Below are 14,079 nucleotides of genomic sequence, written 5' to 3' on the forward strand. Positions count from 1 at the left end.
CTACCGGCAGTTTAGGAACGTCCCTAACTGCCAGCTCGGGAACGACAAAACACTAGTTCACCTCGACGGGTTTGGCGCTGGGATAGCGGTCCTCAAAGTCCAAGCGATACTTGTTGCTGCTGGTTCCCGGCTCGTTGTCGCGTGCCAGCGGCGCCACGATTTCGTCCTTATGGTCCGAGGGCTTTGCGTACTTTAGGCTGATCTCCCAGGCATCGCAGATCGCGTCGATGCGGTGATCAAGGTCGTCATACAGGGCAATGATGTCTTTCCAGGAGTGGTAGTTCTTGGAGCTCATGGGGACGTCCAGGTCCTCGACGATATCGTAATACTGCTCGATGGTCTCCTCCGTGCGCTCGGCGACGTCGGCGAGATTTTGACGGGTGGTGCGATCTTCTTCCAGATAGCTACCATTGAAGGCCTGCGCGCAGGCGCGGACCTGGCTATCGAGGTCCTCGAGCAGGTCGTAGTATTCGCTCAGGCGACGGTAGAGGTTCTGCTCGGAGAGGGTTGCTTCGCCGCCAGCCTCGTCCTCGTCGTCATCGTCATCGTCGTAAAGGCTATTGGGGTCGCCGAGAGGCTTGAGGTCATCATCGTCAACATCGTGGTGCAGCTTGGTAACCTCGGCAGTCGTCTGCGTGGCGGAGTTGTCGAACGGTTTGATCACAAAGAAGATGACCAGGGCGATGATGATTGCCACCAGCGCAACGATAACGGCGACAAGCGCCCCGGTGCCGCTCTTTTTGGGAGCGGGGGTCTGTGGCGAAGCAGGCGCGTATGCGGGAGCCGGCTGCTGTTGGGGCGAGCCGCTCGCGACGGGTATGCACTGCGTGGTCTCGACGGCCGCGGGGCTTGCGGCGGGGTCGGGGCGATAAGCGAGGGGATCGTCCGCCTTGGCTTGCGGCGTATCAAGGGCCCCGGTCTGCTCAAAAGCGGGCTGGCTATCGCTCGCGGCTGTTTGCTCAACGGGTGCACCGCACGAGGTGCAGAACTTGGCATTATCTGCAAGAAGCTTGCCGCACGAGGCGCAATACCGAGACATTGCCACTCCTTTCGCCACATTTCAATGCCATACGACGATTATACCAAGCATCCAAAATTCCCCATCATAAGTTGCGGTGAAATAGGGACTGTTTGGCGGTCTTAGAGCTTCAGTCAGCCCCTATTTCACCGCAACTTTGTAAAGGCACCTTTAGTCATTGGGGACGTTCTTAAACGACCAGTCAATTAAGAACGTCCCCAATGACTAGGTTGGATTTGGGGTGCGCCTGCCCCTGGGGTATCATGATTTGGTTGATATATCTGCATTTACGCGCCTTGTAGGAAGGGGCTGCGCCCATGGCTTTTGAGCCCGCTCAACATAGCTTTATCACGCTCGAGGGCGTCGATGGTGCCGGTAAGTCCACGCAGGCGCGCCTGCTGGCCCGTGCGCTCGAGCTCGCTGGCTACCAGGTCGTGACCCTGCGTGAGCCGGGTGGTACCGCCATTAGTGAAAAGATCCGTGCCCTGCTGCTCGACCCCGCCAATACGGCGATGGGGGATACCTGCGAGCTGCTGCTCTACGAGGCCGCACGCGCCCAGCTGGTGCACGAGGTCATAGCTCCCGCCCTTGCGGCTGGCAAAGTGGTCCTGTGTGACCGCTTCTATGATTCCACGACCTGCTACCAGGCGTTTGCCGACGGTCTCGATCGCCAGATGGTACGCGACGCCAACAACCTTGCTGTCGCGGGGACGCACCCGGCGCTCACGCTCGTCTATCACATCACGCCCGAGCAGGCGGCGCTGCGCATGTCCGCCCGTGGTGCGGTCGACCGCATGGAGGCCAAGGGCATGGCGTTCCAGGAGCGCGTTTACCAGGGATTTAGTGCCATTGCCGCCGAGGAACCAGATCGCGTGAAGCTCATCGACGCCACCGCTTCCATCGAGGACGTCTTCGCGCAGACGGTCGAGCAGGTTCGCGCGTACGGTCTCGACATTTCCCAGGACGCCGTCACCGCCACGCTTGCCCAGGAGGCCGAGTAACATGGCCCCCGCTCAGACAAGCCTGCTGGCCAAGCTCGACACCCAAGAGCGCGTACGCGATTTTTTGACCAACGCCGTCGCCAGCGGCCGCGCATCGCACGCCTACCTGTTTTTGGGCGCTCCCGGTGCCGGCAAGCTCGATGCCGCCTGGGCGCTCGCCCAAGCCTTCCTGTGCGAGCAGGACGGCTGCGGCTCATGCGATAGCTGTGTGCGTGTCGCCCGCCATACGCACCCCGACGTGCACTATTACACGCCCGAGAGCGCCACGGGCTACCTCATCGCCCAGACCCGCGAGCTGCTCGACGACGTGCCGCTGGCGCCCATCCGTGCCAAGGCCAAGGTCTACATCATCGACCGTGCCGAGCAGCTGCGCGCCAACACCGCCAACGCACTGCTCAAGACGCTCGAGGAGCCGCCCGAGGGCGTTATGTTTATCTTGCTGGGCACCTCGGCAGACGTGATGTTGCCCACCATCGTGAGCCGCTGCCAGTGCGTGCCGTTTCGGCTGGTGTCGCCCGCCGTGGCCACGAAGGCCGTGAGCCGCGCGACGGGCCAGGATCTCGCACGCTGTCGCATGGCGGTCGCCGTGGCGGGGAGCCCCACGCGCGGCATCGAGTTCCTTAAGAGCGCCGAGCGCCAGGATGCTCGCCGCCAGATGGTCCGCGCCATCGATTCGCTCATCGCCGCCGACGAGGCCGATGTACTCAGCCGCGCCAAGTCGCTCATCGTCGCCGTTAAGGCTCCGCTCGCCGAGGTCAAGTCCACGCAGGAAAAGGTGCTCGAGCAAAACGCCGATTATCTGTCGCGTGGAGCATTGAAGCAGCTTGAGGACCGCAACAAGCGCGAACTCAACGCGCGCGAGCGTTCGGGTATCATGGAAGCGCTGGCGAGCGCGCGGACGCTCATGCGCGACGTGCTGCTGACGCTTCAGGATGAGGCGGCAGACATTGTGAACGAGGACGTGCGCGACACGATCGGGCGGCTTACCGCCGCGACGAATGTTGCGGGTGCCACCCGGGCGCTAGAGGCGGTCGCGACCGCCGAGCGCAACATTGCCAGAAACGTTACTCCCCAGCTGGCCATCGAGGTCATGCTGTTCGATATCAGGAAGGCACTGAAATGCCGTTAGTCGTACCCGTTAAGTTTACCTACGCCTCGCGCGACCTGTGGTTTGACCCGCAGGATCTGGATATCCTCGAGGCCGATTATGCCATTTGCTCCACCGAGCGCGGAACCGAGATCGGCCTGGTCACGGCCGATCCCTTCGAGGTGCCGCAAGACGAGATCGGTCAGCCGCTCAAGCCCGTGCTGCGTGTGGCGAGCGATATCGACCTGCAGCTTGCCGACGACCTGGCCATCCAGGGCGATGAGGCCATGGTCGATTTCCGCCGTCTGGTCAAAGATCTCGATCTCGAGATGAAGCCGGTGGGTGTCGAATACTTGTTTGGCGGCGAGAAAGCCGTGTTCTACTTTGCGGCCGAGGAGCGCGTCGATTTTCGTCAGCTCGTCAAGGACCTGTCCTCGACGCTGCACATTCGCGTTGACATGCGCCAGATTGGCGTGCGCGACGAGACTCGCTTGGTGGGCGGCTATGCCCAATGCGGACAGGAGCTCTGCTGCACGCGCTTTGGCGGACAGTTTGAGCCCGTCTCGATTCGCATGGCAAAAGAGCAGGACCTGCCGCTCAATTCGTCTAAGATCAGCGGCGTGTGCGGCCGCCTGATGTGCTGCCTGCGCTATGAGTTCGAGGCGTACAAGGACTTTAAGAGTCGTGCGCCCAAAAAGAAGACGCTCATCGATACGCCGCTCGGCAAGGCGCGTATCCAGGAATATGACACGCCACGTGAGCAGCTGGTGCTGCGCCTGGAGAACGGTAAAGTCTTTAAGGTCAACCTGGCCGATATGACGTGCTCGGAGGGCTGCAAAAAGAAGGCCGCCGAGCAGGGCTGCAGCTGCCGCCCCGACTGCGTGACGCGCGATGTGCTCGAGCGCATCGAGTCGCCCGAGATGCGCCTGGCGCTCATGGAGCTCGATCGCGAGAACGGCGTCGACGTGGGCGATGGCCTGTCGAGTGCCGACCGTCTGGCCGGCACGTCGATGCCCAAGCGCCGTCGTCGCGATGCCGAATCCGATGCTTGTGCCGGTCAGGCCCAGGGCGAGGGTCGTGGCCGCGGAAAGGGCCGCGGCAAGGCCGAGGCTTCCGAGGCCGAGGAGGCGGCCGGCGGCCGTCGTCGCCGCAAGCGCGCGGCGTCCGTCGACAACGGCGAGACCGCGGGCAAGAACGCCTCTCGCGAGCGCGAGGCTCAGCAGCCCCAGCAGCAAAACCGCGGCGGCGGCATGAACCCCACGCGCCGTCGTCGCCGCCACCTGTCGAGCGAGGAGCGCGAGGACGCCTTCCGCGCCGCAGCCGCTCGCGAGGCCGGTGCCGCTCCCAAGGGTGCCTCGGCCTCCGACGCGCCTGCCGACAAGGCTGGCAGGCCACGTGGCGAGGAGGAGCGTGCGCCGCGTCCGCGCCGTCGCCATTCCTCGGGCACGCAGCAGAAACCCTCGGTTCCTTCTGTGGCCGATCAGGTTTCGGATGGTGAAGTCAAGGTCACGCGCCGTCGCCCCGGCGATGGCGGAGGAGCTGCCGCCAAGGCTTCGCGCGGCGGTGCTCGCGACGAGCGCGAGCCGCGTGAGGATCGCAGTGGCGAGGGTTCGGCCGACCAGAGTCAGAAGCGCCGTCGCCGTCGCCGTTCCCGCAAGCCGCGCCAGGATGGTGGCGAAGGCTCGACCCACACCTCGTCCGCACCGCAACCGCCTGCCGGCGAATAGCGCCCTCAAGCGGATTCGACTTGTCTGACCCCAAGTGCAACGGGGTATCATGGCACTGAATCGACAACCCTCCCTTCGCCCAAGCGTAGGGAGGGTTTTGTCATAAATAACTGTCTGAATGGTTTGAGCCGCTTACGGAGTGCCGGCATCTTGCCGTTTGCGGATGAATTGCTACCGTTTGCCGAGCGCGCGGCGCATGAGGCACTCGAGGTTCTTTCGCCCACGCGATGCGCCGGTTGCGAGTGTGCCGGTGCGCTTATTTGTCAGGAGTGCCTGGCGTCGCTCACGCTTGTCGATCCGCGCCACAGCTGCACGAGGTGCGGCGCTCCGTTTGGAGGCCTGCTGTGTACCGAGTGCTCGGTCGAGGGTGCGTCTTCGACGGTGGCTAAGGCCCTCGATCGCTGCCTGGTGTGCGCTGTCTATGCACATCCGTTGCCGCGCATCATCAAGGCATACAAGGATGCGGGCGAGCGCCGTCTGGCACCGTATCTGGCAGAGCTGCTCTACGACACCGCCTTGCATGCCCAGGTAGCAGCCCCCGACCGTTACGGCGGCGTGCTGTCCGGTGTCGACGCGGTGGTATTTGTTCCCGCGACTGCGGCGGCGTTTCGGCGGCGTGGTTTTGATCACATGGAAGCAATCGCGCGCTCGTTTTGCGATCTTTCGGGCGTGCCATTGCTGGACGCCTTGGTCAAATACGGTCATGGCGACCAGCGCGAACTCGGTCGCGCCGAGCGCCGGGAACATGCCCGGGACATGTACGAGACGGTCGAGGATGTACGTGGCTGCCGTCTGCTGCTCATCGACGATGTCATTACCACGGGCTCGACAATGGCAGCAGCCTCGGCGGAGCTTAAGCGCGCCGGCGCCAAAGCCGTCGATGGCCTCGCTATCGCACGCGTTTGGTAGGGGTGATTCGTGTGGCGGTAACAATCAGGCAGTGTGACAAACCGACAAAAGAGCAGCTAGCGGCTTCCGTGATCCTGACGGGCGCCTCGGCGTTGCGTATGATTCGAGCCGAGCGCCGGCAGATGGGCTACATCGGCTGGAAGGACCTTGAGCCCGAGGAGGAGCGCCGCGTGCTGTGTACGTCATCGCCTTCGACCGAGGATATCTATCTTCCCGACCTGGTGCGAATTGGAGCCAAAAGCGGCGAGGTGCAAGAAGATCTGTGCTTGCTGGTGGGATCTGCGGCGCAGCGCCGCCGCATGCCTGGCGTGGGCTGGTCCGTGTGCTCCGGGTTGCCTGTCGGCTCGATTCTAGAGGTGGAACCGGGGGTGTACAGCCTATCTCCCGAGGCCCTTTGTGTTGCCGTCGCCCGCGAGGTCGGCTGTATCCAGGCGTTTGCCCTGGCCCAGGAACTGTGTTCCAAGATTTCACTAAGCGATCGCGGGAAGTATCTACCTCCCTATACTTCGCCTGTTGCGAATAGACTTGCAAAGGACAAGGACCAACCGGCAGACGTGGGCTACTTTGAAGTCGAGCCGGTGTTGACGCCCGATCGCCTGGCAGATTACCTTGCGGCATGCAAGGGGAGTGCGGCCAAACAACTGCTACGCCTGTGTCCCTACCTGTCAGAAAACCTGCGCTCACCCCTGGAGTGCATCATGCTTGCCATGTTTTCGCTTCCGTTTTCCTATGGCGGATTTGCCTGCGGTCCCTTTAAGACCGACTACAAGATCGAGTTCGATGACCGCGCGCAGGCAATCTCGGGGATGCCGTATGCAGTTTGCGATGCGTATCAGGAAACAGCCCGGTTTGACCTGGAATACAACGGTGAGCTTGGTCATTCCTCTCGAAGGGGACGTGTCCATGATGAAAAACGCAACACGGGCTTGATTACTATGGGAGTCGAGGTCGCGACGGTCAATAACGAGATACTTTGCGACATGGAGGCAATGGAGGCACTCGCATGGCGCATCCACCAGCGTATGCGAAAGCGGTACCGGAATCGTGTCGATGCCCGCAGGAAGAAGCAAGAGGCGTTGCTTAACACGCTGCGGGCGTGTTTTGGGCTTAAGCCGGTATAATTCGCGTCGAAAATAGGGGGTTAATCATATGCCCTGGCCAAAATATGGCAAATATGAGTACTGTCACTAAATCAGTAACAGCAAAATCAAGGAATTTAGGACTCGGCGGCGTCGTAAAGTAAAAAGATAATAAACAAATGTAGAATAACTAAGCATCAGGTTGGCGACACTGAGCGCAAAATCTGTCCGAGAGGCCAAAATTGCCTGTTACAAAATTGGTAACAGTACTCATATTTGCCATTTTTTGGCCACGGCACCCCGAGGCGGGCGCCCCGGAGCTCCCCGTAGGGGAGCTCTGGGCTTCATGGGAACACGCACGGTCCGCTCCGACCTGCGAAATCTGTACTCGCGGTGCGAATGACGACCTAACCTTAAACTTTAGCTTGAACTTAGCTATAATGCGCTACGTTCCCGCCAGGCTGTGGTTGCGGACGGGCAATGCGCCCATCCAAGTCCAAGACAGACGCGGTCAAAGGGATCCACGTAAGCGACCGCGTGCGCGCGGCGCGATCATGGCGCGTCCTAGATGTAAGCCGCACCGTCCGTTCTACTTTCTTTGGGGCAATACCGCCTCGCGGGCGAGCGGGCCAGTCGTGAAGGTGGCTGCGGCCTCCCGAGCAAACGCCCCGGTGCGCAAGTGTGGGGTCAAATACCAGGTCAGCTGGTGGGAACAACCCGATATTCCGTGCAGGGCACGGATCGTTTACGACACAGAAGGCAGGGTAGCGGACATGGTGAGGGGCAGCTTGATGCATGCAGCTCGGTTGGGTGCTGGGACCGCGGCGGTCATTGCCGTTTTGGGCCTGAGTGGATGCGCGTTCAATCCACTGTCCACGTTCACGACGCCCACGATCGACCAGATCGAGCGCGAGACCGTTACCCCCACGGTATCGGACGATGCCCTGGTCACGCCGGGAACCCTGACGGTCGCCCTCGATACTTCCGATGCCCCGCAAGCCATGCAGGATGCCGACGGAAACCTCACGGGCTATGCGGTCGATGCCGCTCGTGCCCTCGCATGCCGTATGGGTCTCAAGGTCGCCTTTGTCGATGCGTCCTCGGCCGATTCCGCGCTCAGCGATAAAAAGGCCGATATCTTCATTGGCGACGTCAGCTCTACGGACGGCGATATCAGCTCGCTTGGCACCTGTCTGTACGACGCCCCTGCCGTATTCGGCAAGAGCAGTGACGGCGAGTCGTTGAGCGTTTCCACCGAAACGCTTAACACCGCTACCCTGGGCGTTCAGACCTTTTCGGCCTCGCAGGAAGCGCTCGCCAAGCAGGGCATCACGGCCAACCAAAAGACCTTCTCCAACATCAACGAGTGCTTCGAGGCACTCGAGTCGGGCGAGGTCGATTACGTGATCTGTGATTCCACGGCCGGTGGTTACCTCGCGCGCCTGATGAGCCAGATCTCCTGTGTCGGCACGCTCGAGACGCCCTCCACGCTTGGCATCGCAGGCCTTAGCTCTAACGATGAGCTGTGCCGTGCCGTGAGCGATGCCCTCGACGACATCACGGTCGACGGCACGCTCGAGGCGGTCCACTGCGTCTGGTACGGCCAAATGCCCTATGACCTTACCGCCAAGACTGTTTCGGGGGCCAATGTGCAGGCATCCGAATCTACGTCCAACGAGACCGAGTCCTCCGATGGCGACACCTCCGATAACAACGGCGACAGCCCGTCGTCTAGCCAGGAGGGCGCCATCACCGACGATGACATCAACAAGCTCAATAGCTAGTTATTGGTAGGGGTGGCGCCTGCCATACATTGAACAAGGCGCTTCTTCACGGTTTCAACACGCATGGCCGGGTCTCCCCCATAGGGGAGCCCGGCTTTTCAATTTTGATAAAACCAGCAGCTCAAGGGCAATTTCCAGGAGAAAAACCAACTCCGCCGACGCCCTCATATAGCGCACTTTGCCGCGGAAAAGTGCGAGACTTCGGTATGCGGTATCAAGCAGTCGTTATTCGGGCCTTTGGGAATTCGGGTGATTAAATGCACGGCAATGGGTACATAGCCAGTACAGTAAGTCCCCGAGGCAGATTGGAGCCACGTATGGATATCAAGGTTTCTGGACGCAAGACGACGGTAACCGATGCTCTGCGTGCGCATGTGGACGAGAAGATCGGCGAGGCGCTCAAGGTTTTCGATATCGAGCCCATGACAGTCGACGTCGTGCTTCGTTATGAGAAGAACCCCTCGAACCCCAACCCGGCAATCGTCGAGGTCACGGTTCGTGCCCGCGGCTCTGTGATTCGCGTCGCCGAGCACGGCGCAGATATGTATGCCGCCATCGATCTCTCCGCCGATAAGGTCACCCGCCAGCTGCGCAAGTTCAAGACCAAGGTTGTGGACAACCGCCAGGGCGGTGCCAGCGCCGCGGATGTCGCACCGGTCGAGCGCGTCGAGGATCTGGCCGACCTGCTGCTGCCCGAGGAGGACGACGACCTGCTCGTCCGCGAGAAGGTCATCGATGTCACCCCGATGACTGAGGAGCAGGCGCTGGTGCAGACCGATCTGCTCGGCCACGACTTCTACGTGTTCGAGAACGCGACGACTGGCCTCATCAATGTGGTGTATCACCGTAAGAATGGTGGATATGGCATCATCAAGCCCCGCATCGAAACACTTGACGAGTAAAATACGTTAACTTGCATGAGTTAACGGTTGGCGGCCATCCCATGCGGGTGGCCGCCTTTTTTACGTAAGGAGTCGCTTTGATGGACAAGGCCGCATCCGCCGGTCATTCGGACCGTTGCCGTATCGTCGTCGATACCTGCTGCGACTTTAACCCCGAGGTCGCCGCGAACCTCGATGTCGATATCTTGGGCTTCCCTTTCATTATCGATGGCGAGGAGCGCACGGACGACATCTGGTCGAGCATGAGCCCTAAGGAGTTCTACGACCGCATGCGCGCCGGTGCCCGCGTGTCCACCTCGGCTGTGTCGCTCGGTCGCTATATCGAGTTCTTTACCGAGTGCGCCAAAGAGGGCACGCCCACGGTTTACCTGTGCTTTACCTCGGCGCTGTCGTCGAGCTACAACTCCGCGTGCCAGGCGGCAGATGCCGTGCGCGCCGAGTATCCCAACTTTGAGCTCTACGTGGTCGACAACGCTCTGCCCTGCGCGACCGGCGAGCTCCTGGCGCTTGAGGCCGTGCGCCAGCGTTCGGCGGGACTGACTGCCAAGCAGCTGGTCGATTGGGCAAACGAGGCCAAGACCTACGTGCACGGCTACTTTACGCTCGAGAGCTTCGATGCGCTGGCTGCCGGCGGCCGCATTCCGCCCGCGGCGGCGCAGCTCACGGCAAAGCTCGACGTCAAGCCCGAGCTCTCCTACGACCTTGCCGGCTCGCTGTCGCTGATCGGCGTCAACCGCGGCCGCAAGAAGGCGCTCAAGTCCATTCTCAAGTCGTTCCGCGAGAACTACGTGCCCGATCGCACTATGCCCATCGCCATCATGACGGCCGATGCCGAAAAGGACGGTGACTGGCTCGAAGCCGCCATCCGCAAGGAGGAGGGCTGCGCCGACGTCACGATCATTCGCAGCTCCGTGGGCCCCACCATCGGCTCGCACGTGGGCCCCGGCATGGTGGCCTGCGCGTTTTGGGGCAAGAACCGCACCGACAAGGCGTCGCTTTCCGACCGCATCGCCCGCCGCGTGCGCGGCCAGTAGACAAGCGCTGCGTCCGTAATCGCCCTCGACTCACAGCCCAAACGCTGGCAACGAGTATTCAACCTGGTAATAACACCCAACCCAAAAGGAAAGGTTTATGGCAAACAAGCTCTCTGTCGCATTTATCGGCACCGGAATCATGGGTGCCCCTATCGCCGGCCACATTCTGGACGCTGGCTATCCCGTCACGGTCAACAACCGCACCAAGTCCAAGGCTAGAGCGCTTGTTGAGCGCGGTGCCGTCTGGGCCGATACGCCGGCAGATGCCGCGGCGAACGCCGACGTCGTCTTTACCATGGTGGGCTATCCCTCCGAGGTCGAGGAGCTCTACCTAGCGGGCGACGGTCTGCTTGCGTGCACTAAGCCCGGTGCGGTCCTGATCGACCTCACCACGAGCTCGCCCGAGCTGGCGCGCGACATTGCCGAGGCCGCCCAGGTTTCCGGCCGCATGGCGTTTGACTGCCCCGTCACCGGCGGCGAGTCGGGTGCTATCGCCGGCACGCTTACGGCTATCGTGGGCGCTACCGAGAACGACATTGCCCCGGTCCGCGATATCCTTTCCACCTTTGCGGCAACCATCTGCTGCTTCGATGGCGCCGGCAAGGGCCAGGCTGCCAAGCTCGCCAACCAGGTGTCGCTGGGCGCCTGCATGGTCGGCATGGCCGATGCGCTGGCGTTTGCCGAGCTGAGCGGCCTTGATATGGAGAAGATCCGTCAGATGATCCTGGGCGGCACCGGCAAGTCCGGTGCCATGGAGAGCTTGGCGCCCAAGGCGCTCGACGGCGACTACAAGCCCGGTTTTATGGTGGAGCACTTCATCAAGGACCTGCGCTTGGCGCTCGCCTATGCCGACGACCGCGAGCTTGCGCTGCCCGGCGCCGACGTGGCCTTTACGCTCTATGACATGCTCGACGCCATCGGTGGTGCCAAGCTGGGTACCCAGGCCATCAATGTCCTCTATAAGGAGGAGGCCGACGCCATTGCAGCCGGTCTGGACTGGTCGCAGTATCGTCCCGAGGAGCATGGTGCTCACGAGGAAGGCTGTGGTTGCGGCGAGCATGGCGACGACCACGAGTGCGGTTGTGGCCACCACCATGGCGAGGACCACGAGTGCTGCGGCGGCCACGGCCATGACGACGGCCACGAGTGCTGCTGCGGCCACCATCACGAGGAGTAGCGACCATGAGCTGGACGTTCGTGGTGCTTGCACTAGTGCTCTTTCTCTTTGCGATCTACATTGGCTTTTTGTGCGGCCAGTGGGCGTGCGAAAAGCGCGTCGTCACCAAGCGCGACTACTGGATTGCCAACTTTGCAGGAGCGGCGGCAGTCGTCCTGCTGACCTGGGTGTTCTCGCTGTTCCCGCTGGTGCAGTTTGCGCCGATCGGCTGGCTTGGCGGCTTTATCGCCGGCCTTAAGATGAGCTTTGGCGAGTCCGTTGGTCCGTGGCGCAAGCACGATGAGGTCTTTAACGTCAACCAGGCTCATCGCGCCGCCGCCGACGCAGGAGACGCCGAGGAGCGCCGCCGCGCGCGTCGCAATGGCGCGGCTGACCGACAGCTCATCTCGGTCACCGATGACAGCAAGGGTGCTGGCAGGCACACTAAGAAATAGTAAGAAGAGGTAACTATGGCAGAAAACAAAGACGAACAGCTCACCGACGAGGAGCTGGCACAGCTTCAGCTGGCAGAGGAGAACGAGAACACCGTCGACCGCTTGGTCCAGGAGCTCGGCTGCCCCACGCGCCGTATCCGCCAGTTTGCCGCCCGCGTGCTGCACCTGCTTGCCGAGCGCGACCCGCAGCGCGTCGTGCCCTGCGTGCCCGCGCTGATCGAGGCGCTCGACCGGCCCGAGGCTCAGACTCGCTGGGAGGCCCTCGATGCCCTGGCGGCGCTCGCCACCACCTGCCCCGACCAGCTGGGTGATGCCTTTGAGGGCGCCGAGACCGCACTGTTTGACGAGATTTCCTCCACGCTGCGCTATGCCGCCTTCCGCCTGCTGTGCGTGTGGGGTGCCACGAGCGTCGAGCGTTCGCGCGAGGCTTGGCCCATCCTGGACGAGGCCATCCAGTGCTACCACGGTGACCTCGAGTATCGCGATATGCTCGGCTGCCTGTACGAGTTTGGGAAAGGCGAGATCGATGCCGAGATCGCCGAGAAGCTTGCGCTGCGCCTTAAGTTCGATGCCGAGAACGGCAAGGGCAGCTATCTCAAGGCCCGTTCGAGCGAGATTTGCGAAATGCTTGTTAAACGTTTTGGCCTGGATCTCTCCAAAAAGAAGAAGCGTGCTAGCGTTAAAAAATCTGACGACGCCGAAGACGAGGAGTAACAGATTATGGCGCACGATGTAGTCCTGATTCCCGGTGACGGGATCGGTCCCGAGATTACGCAGGCCATGCGCCGCGTGGTCGAGGCCGCCGGTGTCCAGATCAATTGGAACGTCCAGGAGGCCGGTGCCGGCGTCATGGACGAGTTTGGCACGCCGCTGCCCCAGCATGTGCTCGATGCCGTCGCCCAGACCAAAGTTGCCATCAAGGGCCCCATCACCACGCCGGTCGGTACGGGGTTCCGCAGCGTCAACGTTGCCCTGCGTAAGAACTTCGATCTGTACGCCTGCGTGCGCCCCTGCCTGTCGCAACCGGGCGATGGCTCGCGCTTCCGCGATGTCGACCTGGTTATCGTGCGCGAGAACACCGAGGACCTCTACGCTGGTATTGAGTTCGACGAAGGCGCTGCCGAGGTCGAGGAGCTTTCACAGCTTGTCGAGCGCTCGGGTCAGAAAACCTTCGCCGCGGATTCCGCCATCTCGATCAAGCCCATCTCCATCGCCAAGAGCCGCCGTATTGTGGAGTACGCCTTTGAGTATGCTCGCCGCTGCGGCCGCAAAAAGGTGACGGCCGTGCATAAGGCCAACATCATGAAGGCGACTGACGGCCTGTTCCTGCGCGTGGCTCGCGAGGTGGCTGCCAACTATCCCGATATCGAGTTCAACGACAAGATCGTCGACGCCACCTGCATGGGTCTGGTTCAGAACCACAACGACTTCGATGTTCTAGTCCTGCCCAATTTGTATGGCGATATCGTCAGCGACTTGTGCGCCGGTCTTGTGGGCGGCCTTGGCATGGCCCCCGGCTCCAATATCGGAGCCGACTGCGCCATCTTTGAGGCCACGCATGGCTCCGCGCCCGATATCGCTGGCCAGGATATCGCTAACCCCACGGCCGAGATTCTGTCTGCGGCCATGATGCTCGATCATCTGGGCGAGAACGATGCTGCCAATCGTATTCGCTCCGCCGTATCTGCCACGCTCGACGAGGGCGAGCAGGTTACCGGTGACGTGCGTCGTGCCCAGACCGGCTCCATTGAGGGCGCCGTGGGCACGCAGGCCTTTGCCGATGCCGTTATCGCGCATCTTGCCTAAGGGGATACGGCTTCAAACGCCTAAGCGGTACTTATACGTTTGCGGATAACCTGAGAATGAATACGCCCGGCGCTCTGTCGGGCGTATTCTATTGAGGACTATGTTTCTTAACAAGGAGTAA

13 protein-coding genes are annotated in these 14,079 nt (G+C 61.7%); 12 read left to right on the top strand and 1 reads right to left on the bottom strand.

The window, feature by feature from the left end; translation table 11 throughout:
- Positions 1 to 52: 52 nt before the first annotated feature.
- Positions 53 to 1,039, bottom strand: a complete 987-nt coding sequence (locus ACQRAJ_RS05870; protein WP_427747985.1) for a zinc-ribbon domain-containing protein — start codon at positions 1,037 to 1,039, stop codon at positions 53 to 55.
- Between the two features lie 296 nt (positions 1,040 to 1,335).
- Between ACQRAJ_RS05870 and tmk the strand changes: the two genes are divergently transcribed.
- The 12 genes from tmk (at position 1,336) to ACQRAJ_RS05930 (ending at position 13,958) form a co-directional block, all read left to right on the top strand.
- Positions 1,336 to 2,019, top strand: a complete 684-nt coding sequence (tmk, locus tag ACQRAJ_RS05875) for a dTMP kinase (protein ID WP_427747986.1) — start codon at positions 1,336 to 1,338, stop codon at positions 2,017 to 2,019.
- Position 2,020: 1 nt separating this feature from the next.
- Positions 2,021 to 3,148: an ATP-binding protein gene (locus ACQRAJ_RS05880; RefSeq protein ID WP_427747987.1), complete on the top strand. Its 1,128-nt coding sequence runs from the start codon at positions 2,021 to 2,023 to the stop codon at positions 3,146 to 3,148.
- Entirely contained in the window at positions 3,139 to 4,833 is a 1,695-nt protein-coding gene (locus ACQRAJ_RS05885; protein WP_427728612.1) for a PSP1 domain-containing protein, read from the top strand. Before ACQRAJ_RS05880 ends, ACQRAJ_RS05885 begins: the two co-directional genes overlap by 10 nt.
- A 150-nt stretch (positions 4,834 to 4,983) precedes the next feature.
- The gene (locus ACQRAJ_RS05890; protein WP_427747988.1) at positions 4,984 to 5,742 is read left to right on the top strand and encodes a ComF family protein; all 759 of its coding nucleotides are present in this window, start codon (positions 4,984 to 4,986) and stop codon (positions 5,740 to 5,742) included.
- A gap of 11 nt (positions 5,743 to 5,753) precedes the next feature.
- Positions 5,754 to 6,863 carry a hypothetical protein gene (locus ACQRAJ_RS05895; RefSeq protein ID WP_427728607.1) on the top strand — a complete coding sequence of 370 codons (1,110 nt, stop codon included), beginning with the start codon at positions 5,754 to 5,756 and terminating at the stop codon, positions 6,861 to 6,863.
- Positions 6,864 to 7,612: 749 nt separating this feature from the next.
- Complete coding sequence (locus tag ACQRAJ_RS05900) at positions 7,613 to 8,605, top strand: substrate-binding periplasmic protein (protein WP_427748015.1); 993 nt, start codon at positions 7,613 to 7,615, stop codon at positions 8,603 to 8,605.
- Between the two features lie 317 nt (positions 8,606 to 8,922).
- Entirely contained in the window at positions 8,923 to 9,507 is a 585-nt protein-coding gene (hpf, locus tag ACQRAJ_RS05905; protein ID WP_055285508.1) for a ribosome hibernation-promoting factor, HPF/YfiA family, read from the top strand.
- Between the two features lie 80 nt (positions 9,508 to 9,587).
- Positions 9,588 to 10,541 (top strand): DegV family protein, encoded by a 954-nt coding sequence (locus ACQRAJ_RS05910; RefSeq protein WP_427718953.1) that lies wholly within the window; start codon positions 9,588 to 9,590, stop codon positions 10,539 to 10,541.
- Positions 10,542 to 10,638: 97 nt separating this feature from the next.
- Complete coding sequence (locus ACQRAJ_RS05915) at positions 10,639 to 11,718, top strand: NAD(P)-binding domain-containing protein (protein ID WP_427747989.1); 1,080 nt, start codon at positions 10,639 to 10,641, stop codon at positions 11,716 to 11,718.
- A gap of 5 nt (positions 11,719 to 11,723) precedes the next feature.
- Entirely contained in the window at positions 11,724 to 12,152 is a 429-nt protein-coding gene (locus ACQRAJ_RS05920) for a hypothetical protein (protein WP_427728604.1), read from the top strand.
- 15 nt (positions 12,153 to 12,167) lie between these two features.
- Positions 12,168 to 12,866 (top strand): hypothetical protein, encoded by a 699-nt coding sequence (locus ACQRAJ_RS05925; RefSeq protein WP_427718960.1) that lies wholly within the window; start codon positions 12,168 to 12,170, stop codon positions 12,864 to 12,866.
- A gap of 6 nt (positions 12,867 to 12,872) precedes the next feature.
- The gene (locus tag ACQRAJ_RS05930) at positions 12,873 to 13,958 is read left to right on the top strand and encodes an isocitrate/isopropylmalate dehydrogenase family protein (RefSeq protein WP_427747990.1); all 1,086 of its coding nucleotides are present in this window, start codon (positions 12,873 to 12,875) and stop codon (positions 13,956 to 13,958) included.
- Positions 13,959 to 14,079: the final 121 nt, after the last annotated feature.

The sequence above is a fragment of the Collinsella sp. SGI.184 genome (assembly GCF_050313415.1).
Classification (GTDB): Bacteria; Actinomycetota; Coriobacteriia; order Coriobacteriales; family Coriobacteriaceae; genus Collinsella.